Genomic DNA, 23,896 nt, shown 5'->3' on the forward strand with positions numbered 1-23,896 from the left:
TCAGGCACAAAAAAACCAAATGGAATGAGCAATTTTCCGCTCACCCTCCCTCCAATATAAGCGGATTTCCGCTCATCAAATCTCCCCACCCCCTCTAAACCGGCCCTCTCCCCCTTGGCACAGCTCCTGCTATAGCCCCTGCAGGCCGCGTTCGCACGCGCTCCACAAAAACAACTAAACGAAGGATCCTTCAATGGATAACTCCAATACCCTGCCCCTTGGGTCGGCCGCCGCGCCGGTCAAAGAAAGGACCACTGCCAGTCGCATCAAATCGATCTTCAGCGGTTCCGTCGGCAACATGGTCGAGTGGTATGACTGGTACGTCTACGCCGCCTTCTCGCTGTACTTTGCCAAGACCTTTTTCCCTGCCGGTTCCTCAACCGCACAGCTGATGAACACCGCTGCGATTTTCGCCGTGGGCTTTTTGATGCGTCCGATCGGTGGCTGGCTGATGGGCCTGTACGCTGACCGTGCCGGTCGCAAAAAAGCGCTGATGGCGTCGGTGTACCTGATGTGCTTCGGTTCGCTGCTGATCGCCCTGAGCCCTGGCTATGAGAGCATCGGCATCGGCGCGCCGATCCTGCTGATTTTCGCCCGCCTGCTGCAGGGCCTGTCGGTCGGTGGCGAATACGGCACCTCCGCCACTTATCTGAGCGAGATGGCGACCAAGGAGCGTCGCGGCTTCTACTCCAGCTTCCAGTACGTGACCCTGATTTCCGGTCAGCTCATCGCGCTGGCGGTGCTGATCATCCTGCAACAGGTTCTGACCACCGAAGAGCTGTACGCCTGGGGCTGGCGCATTCCGTTTGCCATCGGCGCACTGTGTGCCGTGGTCGCGCTCTATCTGCGTCGCGGCATGGAAGAAACCGAGTCGTTCGTGAAGAAAGACAAAGCCAAGGAAAGCGCGATGCGCACCTTGCTGCGCCATCCGAAGGAACTGTTGACCGTGGTCGGCCTGACCATGGGCGGTACGCTGGCGTTCTACACCTACACCACTTACATGCAGAAATACCTGGTGAACACCGTCGGCATGAGCATCTCCGACTCCACCACCATTTCCGCCGCCACGCTGTTCCTGTTCATGTGCCTGCAACCGATCATCGGCGGCCTGTCGGACAAGATCGGCCGTCGTCCGATCCTGATCGCCTTCGGCGTGCTGGGAACGATCTTCACCGTACCGATCCTGATGACCCTGCACACCATCCAGACCTGGTGGGGTGCGTTCTTCCTGATCATGGCCGCGCTGATCATCGTCAGCGGCTACACCTCGATCAACGCGGTAGTGAAAGCTGAACTGTTCCCTACCGAAATCCGCGCCCTGGGCGTCGGCCTGCCGTACGCACTGACCGTATCGATCTTCGGCGGCACCGCTGAATACATCGCCCTGTGGTTCAAGAGCATCGGTATGGAAACCGGCTACTACTGGTACGTCACCGGCTGTATCGCCATTTCGTTGCTGGTGTACGTCACCATGAAGGACACCCAGAAGCATTCGCGGATCGTTACGGACTAAGTCCAGCCGCGCTTCACCAAAAGGGGCAGACCGTCGGGGGTCTGCCCCTTTTTTGTATCTGGAATGCCTGTATGAAAATTCCTTAATCCCCATGGAAGGCGGATTAATCACGAGTTAATGCCCGCCCTCCATCCTTGATCCTGCCTGATCGATTAATTGCCCTTCGCTCACTCAATGTTTGAAAGCGAAAAAGGCCGACGGCCTTAATATCTAATTAATCGATTGTTACTACCATTATTTTGCGCTTTTTAATCAGTTTAATTGGCGTAGCATGAAACCCATGCCCAAGACACAAAACGCCAAAGAATCTGGAGAAATGAAAATGAAAACCAAACTGTTCCTCGCCATCGCCCTGTCCGTACTCGCCGCCAACACCTTCGCCGCCGACGGTTTCGACCGCACTGGCTCCGCCGTTGCAGCGGATGGCTATGACCGCACCGGTTCTGCCACTGTTGCTGCTGACGGCTACGATCGCACCGGTTCGGCTACCGTTGCTGAAGACGGTTACGACCGCACCAACGGCGCCACTGTCGCCGAAGACGGTTACGATCGCACCAATGGCGCTACCGTCGCCGAAGACGGTTACGATCGCACCAACGGCGCTACCGTCGCTGAAGATGGTTACGATCGCACCAACGGCGCTACCGTTGCCGAAGATGGTTACGACCGCACAGGTGGCGCGTCCATCAGCTGATTCACCTCGTGTGACAGCAAGCCCGGCTTCGGCCGGGCTTGGTCGTTTCTGGAGGGCTGAAAAAAGGACCTGTAGGAGCGAGCATGCTCGCGATGGACGTTAACGATGACGCGGGCTGCCTGAAACCCCGCGGTGCCCTTGCATCCATCGCGAGCATGCTCGCTCCTACAGGGGGATTTGATCGCTGGAAAAATGTCGTGCGGCCTTGCACCATGGGCGACTTGTGAACTCAAGGATTGCCCCATGCCCGACGACATCCACTTCTACGAACCCGCCCACGGCCACGGCCTCCCTCACGATCCGTTCAACGCGATCGTCGGCCCGCGCCCCATTGGCTGGATCTCTTCACAGGATGCCGAAGGCCGGTTGAACCTGGCGCCTTACAGCTTCTTCAACGCCTTCAACTACATCCCGCCGATCATTGGTTTTTCCAGCATCGGGCGCAAAGACAGCCTGAACAACATCGAGCAGACCGGCGAATTCGCCTGGAATCTGGCGACCCGGCCGCTGGCCGAGCAGATGAACCAGAGCTGCGCCAACGTCGGTCCCGAAGTCGACGAGTTCGAGCTGTCGGGCTTGACCCCGGTGGCCTCGAAAATCATTTCGGTGCCACGGGTAGCCGAAACCCCGGTGTCCTTCGAATGCAAGGTCACGCAGATCATTCAATTGCAGCGCGCGGACGGGAACGTGGTGCCGAGCTGGCTGATCCTCGGCGAAGTGGTTGCCGTGCATATCGCCAAATGGCTATTGAAGGACGGGGTCTACGACACCGCCGCGGCAGAACCGATTCTGCGCGGCGGCGGGCCGGCGGATTATTTCCAGCTGGGGCCTGAGGCGTTGTTCAAAATGTATCGCCCCGGGGCGAAGCGATGATTACCAGATCAGTCCGCCATCTTCGCTGACGCCCTTGAGGTGAGTCAGTTGCAAAGCCGCCGCTTCGTCGGCAGCCATGGCGGTCTTGAAGGTCTGCTCTTCCAGCAGTTTGTTGAAACGAGGCGCACCGGAGCCGTCGATGGCTTTGGTGGCGATCGCCGCGTAATACCCGCCTTCGCGGGGGACTACAGCCGATACGGCTTCGAAGTGTTCAAAGGCTTTGCGTGCCATGTCGCGCATCCTGGCTGATTGAGAATGCGCCATTAAACCCTCAACCCGCCAGTTTGTGTACCGCCGCCCCGGATTGACGCAAAGCATGCGCCTCCGACACGTCCTTGAAGGTGTGGAAATCCAGGCTGTTGACCACCAGGTCCTGCACCAACTCGGTAAACACCTCCATCGCCGGAGTACTGAAATACGCGGTCATGGACTGTTGATTGGTCCAGAAGCCGGACACCAGCCACAGGTCCGGATCACCTTGCGAATGCTGCAGGGCGAAACTCAGGCAGCCTGACGCAGCGCGGGACGGTTCGATCAGTGCGCTCAGGCGCACACCCAGCTCTTGCGAACGCCCGGCGCGTGCCCGGACAAAAGCCATATGACTGACGGGGATCTGCTTAGACATGTTCAATCCTCCCGAGGAGTTGCGTGGCAGCCTTGGGACGGGCTGCGACAGGATCAAAGGTTAAGGGGTGCTGCACCTGCGTCGTTAGTCGATTCCTGCCGCCGCGTTGCACGATCCTGCGAGCGTGTCGGGGCAACCTGTAAAAATATGTAAAACTCGGTCACCGTTACGTCACACGAGTTTCAAGCAAGTTTCGCCCTCTACCTCCTGCCATGTCAGGGCCGACTCACAAGCCCGTGCAGAATCAGGCAAGTATGAGGCAGGATGTGTCTACCGCTTTTGCTTGCACAAACTTAAGCTCGGCCCATTACCGATGCGTTAACGAGGATGCCAACGCATGTCGTCATTCGATCAGTTTCAAGCCCCGCCACCGGATGCCGAGATGGAAAAGCAGCGCGCGGAATTGGCGGCGATCATCCGGAGTCACACCGCCGAAGACGGCAATTACGCCACCGCTATCGGTTCGCTGTTCATGTCGCGCCACAGTCAGAACCACGAGTTCGCCCCGGTGCTCGCGCAACCGGCGCTGTGCATCATGGCCCAGGGCCGAAAGGAAGTGCGGCTGGCGGACGAGTACTTCAATTACGATCCGCTCAATTACCTGGTGGTCTCGGTGTCGATGCCGCTCAGCGGGCGGGTGGTCAATGTCACCGCCGCCGAACCGATTCTGGCCGTGCGGCTGGACATCGACCCGGCGGAAATCACCGCGCTGATCGCCGACGCCGGCCCCATGGGCGTTCCGGCCCGGCCGACCGGTCGTGGGTTGTATGTGGAACGCCTGGACAGCGCGATGCTCGATGCGGTGCTGCGCCTGGCGCGGTTGCTCGACACACCGAAAGACATCGCCATGCTCGCGCCGCTGATTCGCCGGGAAATCCTCTATCGCCTGCTGCGCAGCCAACAGGGCCACCGGTTGTATGAAATCGCCATCGCCAACAGCCAGAGCCATCGCATCAGCCAGGCGATCAAATGGCTCAATGGCAATTACGAACAGCCGTTACGCATCGATGATCTGGCCAAGGAAGTTAACCTGAGCGTGTCGACCCTGCACCATCGCTTCAAGGCGATGACGGCGATGAGTCCGTTGCAGTATCAGAAGCAGCTGCGCTTGCAGGAGGCGCGGCGGCTGATGTTGGCCGAAGGACTGGAGGCTTCGGCGGCGGGGTATCGGGTTGGGTATGAAAGCCCGTCGCAGTTCAGTCGGGAGTACAGCCGGTTGTTCGGGGCGCCGCCGTTGCGGGATTTGGCGCGGTTGCGGTTGTCGGTCTAACGGATTGCCTCCCCCTTGTAGGAGCGAGGCTTGCCCGCGAAGGCTATTTCGGATTCAACATTGATGTTGGCCGATATGACGCTTTCGCGGGCAAGCCTCGCTCCTACAAGGGGAGGTGGCGAGCATTACGCCCCAAGCACCCGACAAGCCCCAGCCGGCAAGGTCACCGACACCGGATGTCCAACGCCCAAACCAACCCCCTGATTCGGTGTACTCAGCGCCGTAAAGGTCACCCCGGAACATTCGACGGTGGTCTCGATGGTCGCACCGATATCCCGCACAAACGTCACCTTGCCCAGCAACCTATTCCCCGCCGAAGCCTGCGGCGCGGACAGTTGCAGATCCTCAGGGCGAATCAGCATCTTCACCTTCTCCCCCACCACAATGCTGCTGCAGATCGGCACCTGCAGAGCGTCGCCGCCCGGCAGGCTGACCTTGCCATCGCCCAGCGCCGTGGCCGGGAAGATGTTGCCGGAGCCGATGAAGTCGGCGACAAATTCGTTGGCCGGGTGGCGGTAAATCTCGATCGGTGTGCCCACCTGCTGCACCCGATGCTCACCCAGCACCACCACGATATCGGCCATGGTCATGGCCTCGCGCTGGTCGTGGGTCACCATGATGGTGGTGATGTTCAGGCGTTGTTGCAGCTGACGGATTTCCACCTGCATCGATTCGCGCAGCTTGGCGTCCAGCGCCGACAGCGGCTCGTCGAGCAGGAGAATTTTCGGGTGCGAGGCAATCGCCCGGGCAATCGCCACGCGCTGGCGTTGACCGCCGGACAGCTTGGCCACCGGGCGATCGATCATCGGCTTGAGCTGGATCAGTTCCAGCAACTCCACCACCCGCTTGTGCTGATCCGCCTTGCTGACGCCGCGCAGCTTCAGCGGATAGGCGATGTTCTCCCCCACCGTCATGTGCGGGAACAGCGCCAGGGATTGAAAGACCATGCCGAAGTTGCGCAGGTGCGCCGGGGTGTGGCCGATGTCTTCACCGTCCAGGCGGATCTCGCCACCGGTCAGGGATTCCAGCCCGGCGATCATCCGCAACAGGGTGGTTTTGCCGCAGCCCGAAGGCCCCAGGAAACACACCAGCTTGCCCTCGGGCAAATGCAGGTTCACATCGGTTACCGCGCAGGCCGAGCCGTAATGTTTCTCGACGTTTTCCAGAATCAGACCAGACATAAGAACTACCTCAAGAAATCAGAACGAAACGCCACCTTCACCAACCAGCTTCTCCAGCGCCCAGATCAGGACGAAGTCGATCAGCACGATCAGCACGGCAAACGAAAATACGGTGGGATCCAGAGACGACACGGTGCGGCTGTACATCCAGATTGGCACGGTCATGACGTCGATGGTGTAGAGGAAATAGGTCACGGTGAATTCGTTGAACGAGACGATAAACGCCAGCAGCATCCCCGCCAGAATCCCCGACTTCATCAACGGCACCACCACATCGACAATCGCCCGCATGGGCGAGGCACCGAGCATTTGCGCAGCTTCTTCCACTTCGGTGCCGATGGAGAGCATGGCTGCGGTGCAGTTCTTCACCACGAAGGGCAATGCGAGGATCACGTGGGCGATCACCAGCCGCGAGGTGGTCATGTGGAACGGCAGGCTGTCGAACACCAGCAGCAGGGCCAGGCCCAACACCACCATCGGGAACACCAGCGGCAGCGACATCAGTTGCAGCGCCACGGCCTTGCCACGAAACTCGCAGCGGGTCAGCGCATAGGCAGCCGGTACCGCGATCAGCGTGGCGAAGATCATGGTCAGGCACGACACCAGCAGGCTGGTGGCCATGGCCTGGCCGAGGCTCAGCACATCGCTGGCATCCGGCGAGACGAAGGTGTGCCAGGCGGCCTTGTACCACTGCAGGCTGTAGCTGGCGGGCGGGAAGTCGAGGTTCGACGAACCGCTGAACGACATGACGATCATGGTCAGGATCGGCAGCACCGCCAGCAGCAGGATGAAACCCGACAGGGTGCCGGCGAACTTGCCGGTCTCGCCGGGCAGCAGCGACTGGCGCTTTTTGATCAGGGTACTCATTGCGAAGCCTCCAGCATGCGCCGACGACGGCCAGTGATGTATTCGGACAGCGTCATGATCAACAGGGTGGTGACGATCAGCACCACACCGGCGGCGGACGCGGCGGGCCAGTTCATCAGCGGGGCGATCTGGTCATGCACCATCACCGCCAGCATCGGCACGCGACGGCCACCGAGCAGCAGCGGCACCACGAAACTGCTGGCGTTGTAGGCGAACACCAGGGTCGCGCCGGTGATGATCCCCGGCAGGCTCATCGGCAATACCACTTGGCGGAACACCTGAAAGCGGCTGGCGCCGAGGGTGGCGGCGGCTTCTTCGTAACTGCGGGCGACGCCGCGCATGGCGCTGGCAATCGGCAGTACGGCCAGCGGGAAGGCGGTCTGCACCAGGCCCATCAATACGCCGTTCTGGTTGTACAGCAGCATGATCGGTCGCTTGATCAGGCCCAGGCCCATCAGCGCCTGGTTGAGCATCCCGCCCGGGCCGAGAATCACCAGCCAGCCGTAGCTTTGCAGCAGCAGGTTGACCAGCAGCGGCAGCAGCACCGCTGCGAGGAAGATTCGGCGCACAAAAGGCGAAGTCAGGCGCGACATGGTGTAGGCCACCGGGATCGCCAGGACTACGGCGATCACCGCGCTGATCAGCGCCAGACGCAGGGTCAGCAGCAGGGATTTGAGGTAGTAGGGTTCGAGCAGTTGGGCGTAACTGGCCAGGCTGAACCCGGACCATTCCGCACCCTTGGTGCCCACGCTCATGCGCAGTACCAAAAGGCTCGCGGCAATCAGCACACCCAGAAACAGCATCGACGGCGTGAGGAAAAACCAGGCACGGGCCGTCGGCGAAACACCGCGAGCGGCGCGCACGGGAGCGGCACTCACCGGATGGATCAGAGGTTGGTGTTCCATAGCAAGGGTCTCGTCAATGGAAAGCAATGGCTGACACAAGACTCGAAACCACATCGTCCCCGTGTGGGAGCGGGCTTGCTCGCGAAGAGGCCGTGTCAGTCGACATCAATGTTGAATGTCATACCGCATTCGCGAGCAAGCCCGCTCCCACATTGGATTTGTGGCGATAACGAGGCTTGTGTTCGTCACTCGATCAGGAAGAAAAGATTTCCGTGTAACGACGAATCCATTGGTCATGCACGGTCGCCAGGAAGGCGTTGTCATGCATGATCGCCTTCTCGGAGATCTGTTCAGGCGTGAGGATGAACGGGCTCTTGCGCGCTTCGGCGGAGATGATCGCCTTGGCGTTGACCGGGCCGTTGTAGATGTCTTCGGCCATCTTGCCCTGCACCAGCGGGTCCAGGGAGTGGTTGATGAAGGCATAGGCCAGATCGGTGTCGCCCGGACGGTTTTTCGGCATCACCGAAAGCATCAGGTCGGTGTAGAAACCTTCCTTCATGCCGAAGGTGGCGCCCAGGCCGTAGTTCGGGTCGCGGATCTGTTTGGGGAAGAAGGCCGGTGCGTACAGGCCGCCCATGTCCAGGGAGCCGGTGCGGAACAGCTCGGCGATCTGGTTCGGGTTCTCGCCCAGGGTCACCACGCGGTCCTTGAGCTCGGCGAGCTTCTTGAAGCCAGGTTCGATGTTGTGCTCGTCACCACCGGCCAATTTGGCGGCGATGATGATCAGGTCCATGGCCTCGGTCCAGTTCGGCGGCGGCAGGAAGATGTTCGGCGAAAGCTCGGCGTCCCACAGGGCGGCGTAGCTGTCCGGCGTCTCTTTGATGGTGCGGGTGCTGTAGACCAGGCTGTTGCACCAGAGCAGGTAACCGATACCGTGGCCATTGGCGCCGGTGCGGTATTTCTCCGGTACGTCGACCAGGTTGGGAATGCGGTTGAGGTCGGGTTTTTCCAGCAGGTCGGCGGCGGCCAGACCTTCGGCGCCGACACCGGCCAGGGTGATGATGTCGTACTGCGGACGATCACCGCCGGCCTTGAGTTTGGCGACCATTTCCGAAGTGCTGCCGGTGCGGTCGGCGACGACCTTGCAGCCGTACTTGTCTTCGAAGGTCGCGGCGATGTTGCGCAGTGCGGCAAGTCCGGTGTCATCGGACCAGGTCAGTAGGCGCAGGGTCTTGCCGGCAAAGCGGGTATCGCTGGCGCTGGCCTTGATGAACGGCATGCTCATGGCGGCCGCGGCAACCGAGGCGACGCCTACGGTTTTGATGAATTGACGTCTGTTCAGATCGTGCTCGCCCATTACGGACTCCCATTATTTTTGTAAGTATGAGACTGGTAGCAACCGTGCATCTGTGCGTCGAGTCAGCCTCTTCGGCCCCTGTTCTTGGGGGCCTTGGCTGAGCCGGCGGGTTCATCCTGAGGTCGTGCAAAACACCTGACTATCGATAAAAACTCATTGGAGCCATGACGGCAGTGCATGCCTCACAAGGAGGCATGCGACGCCCGTTTTCGTGCCGTCAGACGGCGCGCACCACGTGCTTTATTTCCTGGAACGCCTGCAAGCCCCACGGCCCCAATTCGCGGCCGATACTGCTCTGCTTGTAACCACCCCAGGCGGTCTGCGGGAAGATCACCTGCGGGGCGTTGATCCACACCAGGCCCGCCTGCAAGGCGTTGGCGACGCGATCGGCCGTCTCTGCATTGCCGCTGACCACACTGGCGACCAGGCCGAACTGGCTGTCGTTGGCCAGGGCGATCGCCTCGGCTTCGGAGCTGAAACGGCGCACGCAAATCACCGGGCCGAAGATCTCTTCACACCACAGCGCACTGTCCAGGGGCACGTCGGTGAAGACCGTCGGCTGCAGGAAATAACCGCGCGGCAGATCCACCGGACGGTTGCCGCCGCACACCAGTTTCGCACCCGCACTCAGGCCGCGATCGATGTGACCGAGTACGCGCTGGTACTGCGCCTGGTTCACCAACGCGCCCATCTCCACGTTCGGATCGAACGGGTCGGCCACGCGAATGGCTTCGGCGCGGGCCTTCAGACGGGTCATGAATTCATCGGCCAGTTCATCGGCGACCAGCGCGCGGCTGGTGGCGGAACACATCTGCCCGGCGTTGAAGAAACCACCACCGCAGGCCACTTCCACCGCCAGTTCGATGTCGGCATCGGCCAGCACCAGCAGCGAGGATTTGCCGCCCAGTTCCAGGCTCACGCCTTTCACGGATTCCGCCGCGCGCTGCATCACCTGCACGCCCACCGCGTTGCTGCCGGTGAAGGAAATCTTGGCGAGGCGCGGGTCCGCCGACAGCGGCGCACCCACGGCCAGGCCAGTGCCGCAGACCAGGTTGAAGACACCGGCCGGCAAGCCGGCTTGCGCGATGATCGTTGCCAGTTCCAGCTCCGGCAGCGGCGTCACTTCCGACGGCTTGAGCACCACGCAGCAGCCGGCGGCCAGGGCCGGGGCGAGTTTCCAGGCGGTGGTGACCATCGGGAAATTCCACGGCACGATCAGGCCGACCACACCGCAGGGCTCGCGGCGCAGGCGGGCGCTGAAGTCATCGCTCGGCAGTTCGACGTTGCTGTCCTGTTTCGCATCCAGCCCTTCGGCCAGACCGGCGTAGTACTCGAAGGTGGCGATCACGTCATCGACGTCGATGGCCGCTTCGAATTGCGGTTTGCCGTTGTTGCACGACTGCAGGTGCATCAACTGTTCGCGATTGGCTGCGACACCGGCAGCGATCTTGCGCAGAATCGCGCCGCGCTCGGCACCGCTGGTTTTCGACCAGTCAACGAACGCTCGGGTCGCCGCGCTGACGGCCTGCTCGACCGCGGTTTCATCACCGCCGACAACGGTGGTCAACAGCGCTTCGGTGGCCGGGTTGATCACCCGCAGGTGTTCACTGCCGGCGGACCATTTGCCGTCGATGTACAGGCCATCCAGCGTCGTAGGAAAACTCATTTCGACACCGCCTGGGTCCAGGTCGCCTGGTCGATTTCGATCAGGGTCGGGCCCTGGCGATCGGTGGCGGCACGCAGGGCGCTGCGCAACGTGTCGACGTTGCCGACAGCTTCTGCCGCGCAGCCCAGGGCCTTGGCCACACCGATGAAGTCCGGGGTGTAGATGTCGACGCCCACCGGCTCGATGGCGCGGTTGACCATGTACTTCTTGATCTCTTCGTAGCCCTGGTTATTCCACAGCAGGACGATCACCGGAGTGCGCGCTTCGACGGCGCTGGCCAGTTCCGGCAGGGTGAACTGCAGGCCGCCGTCACCGATCAGGCACACCACCGGTGGACGCGCGCCGTTTTCAACGCTGCCACCGAGCCAGGCGCCAATCGCCGCCGGCAGGGCGTAACCGAGGGTGCCGTAGCCGGTGGACGAGTTGAACCAGCGGCGCGGACGCTCCGGGTTGAACGTCAGGTTGCCGGTGTACACCGGTTGAGTCGAATCGCCGACGAAGACTGCGTCCGGCAATTCGTGCAGGACGGTCTCAAGGAAACGGGTCTGGGCCAGGGTCGGCGCATCCCAGTTCGCGGCCAGTTCTTCACGCAGACGGGCGGCGCGTACCTGGCCCCAATCGTTGCGGCGTTCGGCCAGTGGTTTGTGCGACAAGGCGCTGAGCAAGGCCTGGGCGGCGTTGCGCGAATCGGCGACCAGGGCCACGTGCGGCGGGTAGTTGCGCACGGTCTGGTCCGGGTCGATGTCGACACGCAGCAGCTTGCCGGGAATCTCGAAACCACCGGCGAAGGTCACGTCGTAATCGGTCTCGGCCAGTTCGGTGCCGATGGCCAGAACCACGTCGGCCTCGGCCACCAGCGCACGGGTCGCTACCAGGCTCTGGGTGGAGCCGATCAGCAGCGGGTGAGCGGATTCGAGCATGCCCTTGGCGTTGATGGTCAGTGCCACCGGCGCGTCCAGCAGTTCGGCGAGCTCGGTCAGCTCGGCGGCGGCATCGATGGCACCGCCACCGGCGAGGATCAGCGGACGCTGGGCGCCGGCCAGCAGCTCGGTCATGCGGCTCACGGCAGATGGTGCGGCACCGGCGCGGTCGATGTTGACCGGCAGGCTGGCCAGCAGGTCATCGGCTTCCTCAACCAGCACGTCCAGTGGAATCTCGATGTGCACCGGGCGCGGACGACCGGCCTGGAACAGGGCGAAGGCGCGGGCCAGCACACCCGGCAATTCCGAGGCCGACATCAGGGTGTGGGAGAACGCGGCGACACCGGCACACAGTGCGCTCTGGTTCGGCAGCTCGTGCAGCTTGCCGCGACCGCCGCCCAGCTGATTGCGCGTCTGCACGCTGGAGATCACCAGCATCGGGATCGAGTCGGCGTAGGCCTGGCCCATCGCCGTGGTGATGTTGGTCATGCCGGGACCGGTGATGATGAAGCACACACCTGGGTTGCCGCTGGTACGGGCGTAGCCGTCGGCCATGAAGCCGGCGCCTTGCTCGTGACGTGGAGTGACGTGGTTGATGCTCGAACGGGCCAGCCCGCGGTACAGCTCGACGGTATGCACACCCGGAATGCCGAACACCTGCTCGACTCCGTAACCTTCGAGTAACTTGACCAATACTTCGCCGCACGTCGCCATCTGTATGCCCTTCTTGTTCGTTTGAGACGCCGGGCCTGCGCAGTGTTTATGATGAATTGGCAGGTCCAGGGATGGCCTCATTGAACGGGCGACACGTAGCCCTAACAATGGATAAAAAGTCATACTAGCCATGTCCTCACGTCATACCTTGGATACCAATGAAACGACTGCCTCCCCTGCCGGCCCTGCACACCTTCCTGATTACCGCGCAGTGCTGCAATTTCACCCGGGCCGCCGAACAGCTGCACATCACCCAGGGCGCAGTGAGCCGACAGATCGCCGGGCTGGAAGATTTTCTCGGTTATGAATTGTTCGTTCGTCAGGCCCGTGGACTGGATCTGACGGCCGAAGGCAAGGATTGGCTGCCACGGGTGCAGCAGATTTTCGGCCTGATCGACGAGGCCGTGGAACAGGTCGGCGAGAAGCGCGAAACCCTGCAACTCAAGGCCCCGACCTGCGTCATGCGCTGGTTGCTGCCGCGTTTGCTGCAATGGCAAAAGGAGCGGCCGGACGTACCGGTGGAATTGACCACTACGGTCAAGCACGGGGTCGATTTTCATCGCGAGCAATTCGATGCGGCGGTGATGTATGGCGCCCCACCCGACAGTGCGCTGGAGTCGCAATTGCTGTTCGATGAGCAACTGACGCCCGTGTGCTCGCGGCCGATGCTTGAAGGATCGCTCGCATTACAGACGCCGGATGACTTGCAAAAGCACCTGCTGCTGCACCCCACTCGCGATGAACGGGACTGGAAGGCCTGGCTCAAGGCGGCGGATGTACACCTGACCAACGTCAGCAAGGGCCAGCATTTCGAAACCCTGGACCTGGCCATGTCGATGGCGTCCCAGGGCACCGGCGTGGCGATTGGCGACTGGTCGCTGATCGGCGATGACCTGAGTGCCGGGCGGCTGGTCATGCCTTTCGATTTGAAGGTGAAAACCGGGCTGGCCTACTACCTGGTCTTCCCGGAAAAACCTGCACCTTCGGCGAAACTGCGGGAATTGATGGGGTGGTTGGTGGAGCAGGCTCAGGCGCGGTGAAATGGTGCTTTGCCTGTCAGGCCGCCATCGCGGGCAAGCCCGCTCCCACAGGTTTTGCGCCGGTCACACATTTTTCATTCGACACAAAACCTTGTGGGAGCGTGGCTTGCCCGCGATGGTCTTTAACGATGACACGGGGTATCAGATGCACCCTGTCCGGTGTTTTCAGTAACCGACAGTGAAACGCTGACGCGAGTGCTTCGGCGCTTCGATTTCATCCAGCATCGCGATCGCATAATCGGCAAAAGTGATCCAGCTGCGCCCTTGGCTGCTCACCAGCAAACCATCCTTCCCGACCCGGAATGTCCCGGTGCGTTCACCCTCGACAAACTCCGCCGACGGCGACACAAAGGTCCAGTCCAGATCCCTTTCCTGACGCAGGTTCTCCAGGAACACCGCCCCCGCGCCCGCCTCGGCCTTGTAGGCCTCGGGGAAGCCTTCGCTGTCGATCACCCGCGTGCCGTCGGGCAGCAACAGTGACCCGGCACCGCCCACCACCAGCAGGCGTTTGACCCCGGCGGCCTTCACCGGCCCGATCACGGCGCTGGCGGGCAGCGTGGCGAAATGCGCTGCGCTGATGACCACGTCATGCCCGGCGACGGCTGCTTGCAACGCGGCGCCATCCAGCGCATCGACCGCCTTGCTGACCACGCCTGCACGCTGACCGATCTTCGACGGATCACGGGCGATGGCGGTGACACTGTGACCGCGACGCAGGGCTTCTTCCAGCAGTTGGCTGCCGGCACGGCCGGTGGCACCGATGATTGCGATTTTGCTCATGACTCTCTCCAGTGGATTGAACATCGATTGCTTGTGTAGGAGCTGCCGAAGGCTGCTTCTACACAGATCAAGGGCAACAGCGGGTTACCACTTCATCTCGCCCTTCGCGACTTTGGCGCTCAGCTCCAGAGAGCTTTCTTCGCCCAATTTCGGATAGCGCTTTTTCATGGCCGCGATCAGCGCCGCGGAATCCTTGGCCTTGGCGGTTTCTTCGTCGAAGGCCTTGATGTAATCCGCGGTGAACTTCACTGCCGCCAGGGAACGGGCGCTGTTACCGAGGTAATGACCGGGCACGACGGTTGTCGGCTTCAGGGTTTCGATGGAATGCAGCGTAGCCAACCAGTCGACATGGGACTGCGGTGTCTGGGTGTCGGCCATCCACACGTGGATGTTTTCTGCCACCACCACACCGCCGAGCACCGCCTTGATCGACGGAATCCACACGAAGCTGCGATCCGGCTGTTTGCCCTCGAGCCCCACCACCTGCAACTTCTGCCCTTCGAGCATCAGGCTGTCGCCCTCGAGCACCTCGGGCACGATGGTTTTGGTCGGCACATCGGCGCCCATTTTCGGCCCCCAGAACGCCAGCTTGCCGTCGACGGTGTGCTTGATGTGGTCGACGGTCGGCTGCGAGGCCAGCACCTTGGCCTTGGGGAATGCGGCGGTCAGGGTGTCGAGGCCGAAGTAGTAATCGGGATCGCCATGGCTGATGTAGATGGTGGTCAGTTGCTTGCCGCTGGCGCGGATTCTCTCCACCAACTGCTCGGCCTGGGATTTGCCGAATTGCGCGTCCACCAGGATCGCGTCCTTGTCGCCGCTGACTAGCACCGAGGTCACCGGGAAGATCGCCTTTTCGCCGGGGTTATAGACGTCCAGGGTCAGCGTCGATGCGCTGGCGTGGGCGGCGAAAGCCAGGGCCGCTGCAGTCAGCAAAATACGCTTGATAGAAGAGATTCCGATCATTTGTTGCTCCGTAGTCCAAGAAGATCGCCACTCCCCCTGTAGGAGCGAGCATGCTCGCGATGCACCCGAGAACACCGCTGGGTGTCAGGCTGCCAGCGTCATCGTTCACGACCTTCGCGAGCGTGCTCGCTCCTACAGGATCGGGGAATGAGGCAGAGCTTAGTTGCCCGGATCGATACAAAAAATGCGATGCTCAGACATAGTTTATTTCTGAAATCGGGCAAATCATGGATCGTCTACAAGCAATGCGGGTGTTCGTCACGGTGGTCGACCTGGGTAGCCAGTCGGCCGCCGCCGAGCATCTGGAGCTGTCCCGGCCGGTGGTGTCCCGCTATCTGGCGGAGCTCGAAGACTGGGTCGGCGCACGCCTGATGCATCGCACTACGCGCAAGTTGAGCCTGACCGCCGCCGGCAGCGAAACCCTGCCCCGTTGCCGGCAGATGCTGGAGTTGTGCAACGATTTGCAGGCTGCGGTCAGCGAACCGGAGGATGCGCCGCGCGGCCAGTTGCGCATCAGCGTCAGCACCTCCTTCGGTCAGGCGCAACTGGCCGATGCCATGGCCGCTTATGTGAAGCGCTACCCCGGTGTCAGCATCGACATGCAGATGATCGATCGCACGGTGAACCTGGTGGACGAGCGCATCGATCTGGCGATTCGCACCAGCACCGAACTGGACCCCAACCTGATCGCCCGGCGCCTGACCGTGTGTCGTTCGGTGATCTGCGCCTCACCCGCCTACCTGCGCGAGCACCCGGCACTGCAAAGGGTCGAGGACCTGAGTAGGCACAACTGCCTGACCCATTCCTACTTCGGCAAGAGCCTGTGGCATTTCGAACAGGACGGCGAGCAGGTTTCGGTGCCGGTGCAGGGCAACATCAGCGCCAACGAAGCCAGCACCCTGCTGCGCGCGGCGATGGCCGGGGCCGGCGTGGCGATGCTGCCGACCTATCAGGCCGGGGTGCATATCCACAGCGGCGAACTGGTGCGCCTGCTGCCGCAAGCCGAACCACGGCAGATGAACGTGTATGCGGTGTATGCCTCGCGCAAGCACATGCCGGCGGCGTTGCGCAGCTTGCTGGATTTTCTGGTGGAGAGATTTCCCGAAGAGCCTGCTTGGGATGCCGGCCTGTAAACACATCCGCCTGTGGGAACACATCCCCTGTGGGAGCGGGCTTGCCCGCGATGGCGGCATGACATTCAACACTGGTGTTGACTGAACCACCGCAATCGCGGGCAAGCCCGCTCCCACAAAGTGGTCCCACAGGGTTCATCAGTGTTCTGAATACCGCGTCACATGCACACCCCCAACACACTGGCAACTCGCCGCCCCTGACCTATGCTCAAGGTAATACCCAAGGGTATTCGTTCAGAGGTCTATGCCATGAACATCAGAACAAGAAGGTACCTCGCCATTTTCATCACCTGCGCGGTCACGCTCGGGCTTTATGGCGCGGCAGCCTGGCGCGTCGAGCAGTTGCGCAACCTGCCCCGTGACTACGCCAGCTGCAATTTCGAGCGTTGCATTCCCCACAACGCCACCCTCAACGCCCTGCGCTGAACGATCTTTCGAAGATCGCTTCAGCTCGGGTTGTCCTGATCGGCCTTCAAGCGGTCGCGGAATGCTTTGGGCGAGATACCGACACGGCGCCGGAACAGGCGCGTGAAGTTGGTCGGATCGGAAAAGCCCAACAGGTCGGACATTTCATAGATCGTCATGCTGGTGTAGGTCAGCAAGCGCTTGGCCTCCAGCAATTGCCGCTCGTGCATGATCTGCAACGCCGGCTGCCCCGCCAGTTCGCGGCACGTGCCATTGAGGTGCGACACGGAGATGCCCAGCCGATGGGCCAGGTCCTCGACCTTGACGTGTTGCCGGTAAGTCTCTTCCACCAGTTGAATGAAACCGTTGAGGTACTCCCTCGCCCGCTGCGGACGCTGGTTGGCGGTATGGCGCTGGATCACCTGGCGGCTGACCCAGACCATGATCACGCTGACCAGCGAATGCATGAGCATGTCCCGCGCCGGCTGATGGCTGGTGTACTCGGCTTGCAGCGCGGCGAACAGGCTATGCAGGTAATCGGCGTCCTGCGCGGCCGGATAGCTCTCGGCATGGGCCAGCGCATTCACCGAATGCCCGAGCTGCGCCTGCAGGTGAGCGATCAGGGGCGCGGCCAGGGTCACCACAAAACCTTCGACGTCCTCTGAAAAACGGAATCCATGCACCGACAGCGGTGGCAGGATCTGGATCGCCGGTTCCGTCAGATGCGTACGTTTGCCTTCGATTTCAAGCTCTGCCTGACCTTTGAATACGAAGAGCAACTGGCACAGATCGGCGTGGCGGTGAGGTTTGATTTCCCATTGATGTTCGCGGCTGCGTTTGGAGATGGTTTCACAGTGCAGCAAGTCGGGGGTCGGCCAATCCAGGCTTTCACCGTAGAGCTTGAACACTGGAATCGAAGGCAGGTCAGGCTTGTTCATCACTTCAATCCAGGCCTCGGAGTTGATGACGGGCGATAATCGCACCGATTGGCAGAATGTACAGGTATCGGCTCAGTTTTCACCTTCAATTGACAGACTCGCAAGTGAAAAATGCAAGCACTCGATCCACAAAAAACACTCACCGCCCCAGGTGGTGTAAAGCTTGCGAGACATAAAAATAATGAAAACGCTGAAAACTCAAGTTGTCATTATCGGCGCCGGTCCATCCGGACTTCTGCTCGGTCAGTTGCTGCACAACGCCGGCATCGACACCCTGATCCTCGAACGCCAGACACGCGACTATGTACTCGGTCGCATCCGTGCCGGGGTCCTCGAACAGGGCATGGTAGAGCTGTTGCGTGAGGCTCGTGTGAGTCAGCGCATGGACGCCGAAGGACTGGTCCACGGCGGCTTCGAACTGGCCCTCGATGGTCGTCGCGTACACATCGATCTGCAAGCACTCACCGACGGCAGGACCGTGATGATCTACGGCCAGACCGAAGTCACCCGGGACCTGATGGCCGCTCGTCGGGAGGCCGGCGCGAAGACGATTTACCAGGCCGCCAACGTCGTGCCCCATGGCATGAAAACCGAAGAACCTTTCGTCACCTTCGAGAAGGACGGCGAGTTGTATCGCCTGGATTGCGACTACATCGCCGGCTGCGACGGTTTCCACGGCGTGGCGCGGCAGTCGATTCCCGCCGAGTGCCTGAAGGTCTTCGAACGGGTCTACCCCTTTGGCTGGCTGGGGATTCTGGCTGACACCCCGCCGGTCCACGACGAACTGGTCTACGCCCGCCACGAACGGGGTTTCGCACTGTGCAGCATGCGTTCGGCCACACGCACCCGTTACTACCTGCAAGTCCCTGCCGAGGAGAAGGCCGAAGACTGGTCCGATCAGCGCTTCTGGGATGAACTCAAGACCCGCCTGCCGCAACCGCTGGCGGACAATCTGGTGACCGGACCGTCCATCGAAAAAAGCATCGCGCCGCTGCGCAGCTTTGTGGTCGAGCCCATGCAGTACGGGCGCATGTTCCTGGTCGGCGACGCCGCGCACATTGTCCCGCCCACGGGTGCCAAGGGCCTGAACTTGGCGGCGAGCGACGTCAGCACGCTGTTCAATATCCTGTTGAAGGTTTACCGCGAAGGCCGTGTCGATCTGCTCGAGAAATACTCTGAAATCTGCCTGCGCCGAGTGTGGAAAGCTGAACGGTTTTCCTGGTGGATGACCTCGATGTTGCACCGCTTCGAGGAGCACGACGCCTTCAGCCAGCGCATTGCCGAGTCGGAACTGGAATACTTCATCGACTCCGAAGCCGGTAGAAAAACTATTGCAGAAAATTACGTCGGGCTTCCTTATGAGGCTATCGAATAGCCTGCTACCGACTTACACTGGCGAGCATCCCCGCTCGCCCGTGCCTCGTGCGGGACTCTCACTGCCCGCAGGTTCTCCCGTGACCAATCTCAACCACCCCGAAACGCCCAAGCCCGCCATCCGCAGCGTATTGATCGCGCTGATGCTGGCGATTTTTCTCGGCGCCCTGGACCAGACCATCGTCGCCGTGTCGATGCCGGCCATCTCCGCCCAGTTCAAGGATGTCAGCCTGCTGGCTTGGGTGATTTCCGGCTACATGGTGGCGATGACGGTGGCGGTGCCGATCTACGGCAAGCTGGGCGACCTGTACGGGCGGCGCAAGTTGATGCTGTTCGGCATGGGCCTGTTCACCCTGGCCTCGTTGTTCTGCGGCCTGGCTCAGAACATGGAGCAACTGGTGCTGGCGCGGATATTCCAGGGCATCGGCGCCGGCGGGATGATTTCCGTCAGCCAGGCGATCATCGGCGACATCGTGCCACCGCGGGAACGGGGTCGCTATCAGGGTTATTTCAGCAGCATGTACGCAGTGGCCAGTGTGGCCGGGCCGGTCCTGGGCGGCTACATGACCGAATACCTGTCCTGGCGCTGGGTGTTTCTGATCAACCTGCCGCTGGGGCTGGGTGCGTATTGGGTGGCGCGACGCAATCTGGTGGGTCTGCCGATTCCACAGCGCAAACCGATCATCGATTACCTCGGCACGCTGCTGATGATCATTGGCCTGACCGCCCTGCTGCTCGGTATCACTCAAGTCGGACAGGGGCATTCATGGCGCAGCAGTGAAGTGCTGGGGCTGTTTGCCTGTGCGGTGGTGGTGCTGGCTGTTTTCGTCAGGCATGAGCGTCGAGCACGGGAGCCGTTGCTGCCGATGCACTTGTTCGCCAATAGCAACGCCCTTCTATGCTGGTGCACGATTTTCTTCACCAGTTTCCAGGCGATTTCGTTGATCGTGTTGATGCCACTGCGCTTTCAGAGCGTCACCGGCGCCGGTGCCGACAGTGCGGCCCTGCATCTGCTGCCGCTGGCGATGGGACTGCCGATCGGTGCTTATTTCGCCGGGCGTCGAACTTCCGTGACCGGTCGCTACAAGCCGCAGATTCTCGCCGGAGCGATCCTGATGCCAATCTCGATCCTGGGCATGGCCTTCAGCCCGCCCCAGGCTTTTTTGCTGAGCAGTCTGTTCATGCTGCTCAGCGGAATTTCTTCGGGCATGCAATTTCCCACCTCGCTGGTGGGTGCGCAGAACTCAGTGGATCAACGGGACATCGGCGTGGCGACCAGCACCACCAACCTGTTCCGCTCTCTGGGCGGTGCAGTGGGCGTGGCGTTGATGTCGGCGCTGTTGCTGGCGTTGCTGCAGGATTCGAGCTTCGCCCACCTGACCGGCTCGGCGCTGGTCGGTGAAGGACACTCGGGCAATGTCCTGCTGGACGGCCTGAACGCAGCGCCGGGTGATGCGCAGGATGCCTTGCGCGGCGAACTGCTGCTGACCTTCCGGGATTTGCTGATGGTCAGTGCGGGGGTGGCGTTGCTGGGGTTGGCGGCGGCGGTGGCGATGCCGAACAGGATGTTGCGGGGGCGGGAAGACAAGGTTCGATAGTTAAAGCGAGTCGCCTGCATTCGCGAGCAAGCCCGCTCCCACATTTGACCGCGCTCTTACATGGAAACGGAGTCGAAGGTGGGAGCGGGCTTGCTCGCGAAAGCGATTGATCGCAGATCAGCCTACTGCCGGGCGCGCAGCTGCTGCTGCAGATTCTGAATCTGCGCCTGAAGGGTGTTGATGTTGCGGGTCACCTGGCCACGGAAAGCGTCGAACTCAGCCGTGTTGGTCGAGCCCTGAGGCGTCGCCGGGCGGTTGTCCTGCTCGCTCTTGAGCACCACGATTTCCTGCTCCAGGCGCTCGATGGCCGCGCTTGGATTACCCTGCTTTTTCAGAGCGGTGATATCCGCGCCAAGGCTCTTGAGCTGGGCATCGAATTTATCGGTCTCCGCCGGGGCATTTTTCAGTGCGGTCAGTTCGCTGGTCACGGTTTTGAGCTGGGCCTGCAATTGCGCATTGGCGGCCTGCTGTTCGGCGTTCTGCGCGGCGGCCTGGGCCAGGCGCTTGTCCAGCTCGCTGGTCTGCGCGCTCATCTGCGCCAGTCTCTTGTCCAGATCCGAGGCCTGACCGGCCACGCCCTGTTGCTGCTGCCCTTGATCACGCAGTCTGGTTTCCAGCTGTTTGATCTGCAGCTTGAACGCTTCGCTATCAGTGGTGACGTTGGTCTGGCTGGCGACCACCTTGCCGGAAATGTCCTGCAAGCGCCCCGCCGCTTCCTCGCTGATCCGCGCGAAACTTTCCTGGGTCGCGACCAGTTGCTGCTCCATCAGCGAGATCTGCTGAAAGCTCCACCAGGCCAGGCCCGCGAAGGCAAAGAACAAGGCGCCGACCAGCGCCCACAGCGGCCCGGTGCTCGCGCCCTTGACCTTTACGACCGGTGCCGGCCGTGAGTGCACGGAATTGCGCGCGGTAACCGGATAATCATCATCGTCATCGAGGCTGTCGGCACGCAGGCTCGGTACATCGAAGTCGTCGTTGGCATCATTACGCATGGCTATTGAGTCAACCTCTATGAATCGGTGATGGCGTTGTGATGTGAGTATACCCCGCAACCGCCGCAACGATTGACCCTCAACCCCCAAGTCGGTTCAGTGTCGGGCCGATCAGCGGAACGCCTGGGCTTTCCACCAGGCGCAGAACTCGTCGAGGGCAGTCCACAGGCTGACCTTCGGGTCGTAGTCCAGATAATGCCGGGCGCGGCTGATGTCGAGGGTGAAATTTTTGTTCATCACCTGCATGCCCAGGCGCGACAGCGTCGGCTCCGGGCGCCCCGGCCACAGCTTGCAGGCGCCTTCATTGAGCGCCGCCACGGAGTAGGCCAGGCCGTAGGAGCGATAGCGCGTGACCTGCGGCACTTCCATCGCTCGCATCACGTAATTGACCACGTCCCACAGCGGAATCGGCGTGCCGTTGCTGATGTTGTAGGCACGGCCCAGGGCCGAGCCGCTGGCCAGCAGACTGCTGAGCAGGGCTTCGTTGAGGTTTTGCACGCTGGTGAAATCGACCTTGTTCAGGCCGTTGCCGACGATCGACAGGCGCCCTTTGCGCTGCATCTTCAGCAAGCGAGGGAAGATGCTCATGTCGCCGGCGCCGGTGACGAAGCGCGGACGCAGGGCGAGGGTTTCCAGACCGAACTCCTGAGCACCGAAGACCTTCTGCTCGGCCAGGTATTTGGTCGCGGCATAGGGATGCTTGAAGCGCTTGGGCACCTGCTCTTCGGTCAGGCCCAGATGATCGCGACCGTCGAAATAGATCGACGGCGAGGACAGATGCACCAGCCGCCGGACCCGCTGCTTCAGGCAGGCTTCGACCACGTTTTCGGTGACCTCGACATTGCTCTGGTGAAAATCCTGATAACGCCCCCACACCCCTACGGCTCCTGCGCAATGCACCACGGCCTCGACGTCGGCACACAGCTCGCGGGTAAACCCCGGATCGCTCAGATCGCCCTGGACGAAATCGGCGCCACGGCGCACCAGATGCTCCACCGCTTCGGCCCGGCGTCCGTTGACCCGCACATCCAGCCCCTGCTCCAGGGCGAAACGCGCAAAGCGTCCGCCGATGAAGCCGCTTGCGCCGGTGACCAGAATTTTCATGGACGATTCCTTGGGATACGGAAACAGCTACAAGCTGCAAATTGAATGATGATGCGCAGGCCTTCACTTGCCGCTTGCAGCTTGACGCTCACAGCTGCCCGTAGGGCACCAACCATTGCTTTGTCGCGCGCAGCAATTGATCGGTGAGTAACCCGAGCAACTGCCCGCCATTGCGCCAATGATGCCAGTACAGCGGCACATCGATCGGTTTATCTGGCAACAGCTCGCGCAAGATGCCGCTTTTCAGTTGGTCGCGAACCTGCAACTCGGGCACCAGTCCCCAGCCGAGTCCCGCTTCGGCCAGGCGCAAAAAGCCTTCCGACGAGGGGCACAAATGGTGTTCGAAACCGCCATCGACGCCGAGGGAGGCCAGGTAGCGATGCTGTAGAAAATCATCCGGGCCGTAAACCACCGCCGGGGTTCGCGCCAGTTGCTCGGCCCGTACACCATCGGGGAAATGCCGTTCGATAAAGGCCGGGCTGGCCAGTGCGCGGTAACGCATCGCCCCCAGCAACACGCTACGTGCGCCGGCCACCGGGCGCTCGCTGGCACACAGGCAGGCCGCCACTTCACCGGCGCGCATGCGCTTGAGGCCAACGGTCTGGTCTTCCACGACCAGGTCGAGCAACACATGCTGGTCGGCGCAAAAGTCGCCCATGGCTTGCGCCCACCAGGTCGCCAGGCTGTCGGCGTTCAGCGCGATGCGCAAGCGCTCGGGCAGCCCTTCTTCATCCAGCGCCGGCACCAGGCTTTGCAGATCCCGTTCGAGCAGGCGCACCTGCTGCACATGGTTGAGCAGGCGCCGGCCGATTTCCGTCGGCGATGGCGGCGTGCCCCGCACCAGCACCGGTTGCCCGACCCGCGCTTCGAGCAATTTGATCCGCTGGGAAATCGCCGACTGCGACAACCCCAGCACCTGCGCGGCCCGTTCGAAACCCGCCTGCTCGACCACGGCGGCGAGGGCGGAGAGCAATTTATAGTCGAACATCAGTTTTCCTAATGAGCGATCAGCAGTATTGGTTTTTCTTATACAGCCTTGTACCG

23 protein-coding genes are annotated in these 23,896 nt (G+C 61.5%); 9 read left to right on the plus strand and 14 right to left on the minus strand.

Annotated elements, in window-relative coordinates; translation table 11 throughout:
- Window positions 1-193 precede the first annotated feature (193 nt).
- The 3 genes from K9857_RS13000 (at window position 194) to K9857_RS13010 (ending at window position 3,080) form a co-directional block, all read left to right on the plus strand.
- Complete coding sequence (locus tag K9857_RS13000; protein ID WP_224536318.1) at window positions 194-1,513, plus strand: MFS transporter; 1,320 nt, start codon at window positions 194-196, stop codon at window positions 1,511-1,513.
- Window positions 1,514-1,835: 322 nt separating this feature from the next.
- Complete coding sequence (locus tag K9857_RS13005) at window positions 1,836-2,207, plus strand: heme utilization protein (RefSeq protein WP_224536320.1); 372 nt, start codon at window positions 1,836-1,838, stop codon at window positions 2,205-2,207.
- A gap of 243 nt (window positions 2,208-2,450) precedes the next feature.
- On the plus strand, window positions 2,451-3,080 hold the full coding sequence (locus K9857_RS13010; RefSeq protein ID WP_224536321.1) for a flavin reductase family protein: 630 nt from the start codon (window positions 2,451-2,453) through the stop codon (window positions 3,078-3,080).
- On the opposite strand, the gene K9857_RS13015 is transcribed toward K9857_RS13010, so the two are convergent.
- Together K9857_RS13015 and K9857_RS13020 are read right to left on the minus strand one after the other, a co-directional pair.
- A complete protein-coding gene (locus K9857_RS13015; protein WP_224536323.1) occupies window positions 3,081-3,311 on the minus strand; it encodes a hypothetical protein in 231 nt (76 codons plus the stop codon).
- Window positions 3,312-3,351: 40 nt separating this feature from the next.
- Window positions 3,352-3,705, minus strand: a complete 354-nt coding sequence (locus K9857_RS13020) for an antibiotic biosynthesis monooxygenase family protein (RefSeq protein ID WP_224536324.1) — start codon at window positions 3,703-3,705, stop codon at window positions 3,352-3,354.
- A gap of 337 nt (window positions 3,706-4,042) precedes the next feature.
- Between K9857_RS13020 and K9857_RS13025 the strand changes: the two genes are divergently transcribed.
- On the plus strand, window positions 4,043-4,975 hold the full coding sequence (locus K9857_RS13025; protein WP_224536326.1) for an AraC family transcriptional regulator: 933 nt from the start codon (window positions 4,043-4,045) through the stop codon (window positions 4,973-4,975).
- Window positions 4,976-5,100: 125 nt separating this feature from the next.
- Here K9857_RS13025 and K9857_RS13030 read toward each other — a convergent pair whose 3' ends face one another.
- The 6 genes from K9857_RS13030 to K9857_RS13055 form a co-directional block, all read right to left on the minus strand.
- Complete coding sequence (locus tag K9857_RS13030) at window positions 5,101-6,156, minus strand: ABC transporter ATP-binding protein (protein ID WP_224536328.1); 1,056 nt, start codon at window positions 6,154-6,156, stop codon at window positions 5,101-5,103.
- Between the two features lie 18 nt (window positions 6,157-6,174).
- Window positions 6,175-7,023 (minus strand): ABC transporter permease, encoded by an 849-nt coding sequence (locus K9857_RS13035; RefSeq protein WP_224536330.1) that lies wholly within the window; start codon window positions 7,021-7,023, stop codon window positions 6,175-6,177.
- Window positions 7,020-7,928, minus strand: coding sequence for an ABC transporter permease (locus tag K9857_RS13040; protein WP_224536333.1), 909 nt, complete (start codon window positions 7,926-7,928; stop codon window positions 7,020-7,022). Before K9857_RS13040 ends, K9857_RS13035 begins: the two co-directional genes overlap by 4 nt.
- A 193-nt stretch (window positions 7,929-8,121) precedes the next feature.
- Window positions 8,122-9,225 carry an ABC transporter substrate-binding protein gene (locus K9857_RS13045; protein ID WP_224536335.1) on the minus strand — a complete coding sequence of 368 codons (1,104 nt, stop codon included), beginning with the start codon at window positions 9,223-9,225 and terminating at the stop codon, window positions 8,122-8,124.
- Between the two features lie 217 nt (window positions 9,226-9,442).
- Window positions 9,443-10,891, minus strand: a complete 1,449-nt coding sequence (locus K9857_RS13050; RefSeq protein WP_224536337.1) for an aldehyde dehydrogenase family protein — start codon at window positions 10,889-10,891, stop codon at window positions 9,443-9,445.
- Window positions 10,888-12,525, minus strand: coding sequence for a 5-guanidino-2-oxopentanoate decarboxylase (locus K9857_RS13055; RefSeq protein WP_224536339.1), 1,638 nt, complete (start codon window positions 12,523-12,525; stop codon window positions 10,888-10,890). The genes K9857_RS13050 and K9857_RS13055 overlap by 4 nt, the downstream gene beginning before the upstream one ends.
- 158 nt (window positions 12,526-12,683) lie before the next feature.
- On the opposite strand from K9857_RS13055, the gene K9857_RS13060 reads away from it, so the two are divergent.
- The gene (locus tag K9857_RS13060; protein ID WP_224536341.1) at window positions 12,684-13,565 is read left to right on the plus strand and encodes a LysR substrate-binding domain-containing protein; all 882 of its coding nucleotides are present in this window, start codon (window positions 12,684-12,686) and stop codon (window positions 13,563-13,565) included.
- A gap of 165 nt (window positions 13,566-13,730) precedes the next feature.
- On the opposite strand, the gene K9857_RS13065 is transcribed toward K9857_RS13060, so the two are convergent.
- Both K9857_RS13065 and K9857_RS13070 read right to left on the minus strand, forming a co-directional pair.
- Window positions 13,731-14,345 carry an NAD(P)-dependent oxidoreductase gene (locus K9857_RS13065; protein ID WP_224536343.1) on the minus strand — a complete coding sequence of 205 codons (615 nt, stop codon included), beginning with the start codon at window positions 14,343-14,345 and terminating at the stop codon, window positions 13,731-13,733.
- 84 nt (window positions 14,346-14,429) lie between these two features.
- Window positions 14,430-15,308, minus strand: a complete 879-nt coding sequence (locus tag K9857_RS13070; RefSeq protein WP_224536345.1) for an MBL fold metallo-hydrolase — start codon at window positions 15,306-15,308, stop codon at window positions 14,430-14,432.
- A 227-nt stretch (window positions 15,309-15,535) separates the two neighbouring features.
- Here K9857_RS13070 and K9857_RS13075 point away from each other — a divergent pair, with 227 nt between their 5' ends.
- Both K9857_RS13075 and K9857_RS13080 read left to right on the plus strand, forming a co-directional pair.
- Window positions 15,536-16,441: a LysR family transcriptional regulator gene (locus tag K9857_RS13075; RefSeq protein ID WP_224536347.1), complete on the plus strand. Its 906-nt coding sequence runs from the start codon at window positions 15,536-15,538 to the stop codon at window positions 16,439-16,441.
- 249 nt (window positions 16,442-16,690) lie between these two features.
- On the plus strand, window positions 16,691-16,867 hold the full coding sequence (locus K9857_RS13080) for a hypothetical protein (protein ID WP_170948630.1): 177 nt from the start codon (window positions 16,691-16,693) through the stop codon (window positions 16,865-16,867).
- A 20-nt stretch (window positions 16,868-16,887) separates the two neighbouring features.
- Here K9857_RS13080 and K9857_RS13085 read toward each other — a convergent pair whose 3' ends face one another.
- The gene (locus tag K9857_RS13085; RefSeq protein ID WP_224536348.1) at window positions 16,888-17,784 is read right to left on the minus strand and encodes a helix-turn-helix domain-containing protein; all 897 of its coding nucleotides are present in this window, start codon (window positions 17,782-17,784) and stop codon (window positions 16,888-16,890) included.
- A gap of 190 nt (window positions 17,785-17,974) precedes the next feature.
- Between K9857_RS13085 and pobA the strand changes: the two genes are divergently transcribed.
- Both pobA and K9857_RS13095 read left to right on the plus strand, forming a co-directional pair.
- A complete protein-coding gene (gene pobA / locus K9857_RS13090) occupies window positions 17,975-19,159 on the plus strand; it encodes a 4-hydroxybenzoate 3-monooxygenase (RefSeq protein WP_224536375.1) in 1,185 nt (394 codons plus the stop codon).
- A gap of 79 nt (window positions 19,160-19,238) precedes the next feature.
- A complete protein-coding gene (locus K9857_RS13095) occupies window positions 19,239-20,756 on the plus strand; it encodes an MDR family MFS transporter (protein WP_224536349.1) in 1,518 nt (505 codons plus the stop codon).
- 122 nt (window positions 20,757-20,878) lie between these two features.
- Here K9857_RS13095 and K9857_RS13100 read toward each other — a convergent pair whose 3' ends face one another.
- The 3 genes from K9857_RS13100 to K9857_RS13110 form a co-directional block, all read right to left on the minus strand.
- Entirely contained in the window at window positions 20,879-21,754 is an 876-nt protein-coding gene (locus K9857_RS13100; protein ID WP_224536377.1) for an ATPase, read from the minus strand.
- Window positions 21,755-21,859: 105 nt separating this feature from the next.
- Window positions 21,860-22,852, minus strand: a complete 993-nt coding sequence (locus K9857_RS13105) for an NAD-dependent epimerase/dehydratase family protein (RefSeq protein ID WP_224536351.1) — start codon at window positions 22,850-22,852, stop codon at window positions 21,860-21,862.
- Between the two features lie 88 nt (window positions 22,853-22,940).
- The gene (locus K9857_RS13110; protein WP_224536353.1) at window positions 22,941-23,840 is read right to left on the minus strand and encodes a LysR family transcriptional regulator ArgP; all 900 of its coding nucleotides are present in this window, start codon (window positions 23,838-23,840) and stop codon (window positions 22,941-22,943) included.
- Between the last annotated feature and the right edge of the window lie 56 nt (window positions 23,841-23,896).

Source organism: Pseudomonas sp. REP124 (assembly GCF_020164475.1).
Classification (GTDB): Bacteria; Pseudomonadota; Gammaproteobacteria; order Pseudomonadales; family Pseudomonadaceae; genus Aquipseudomonas.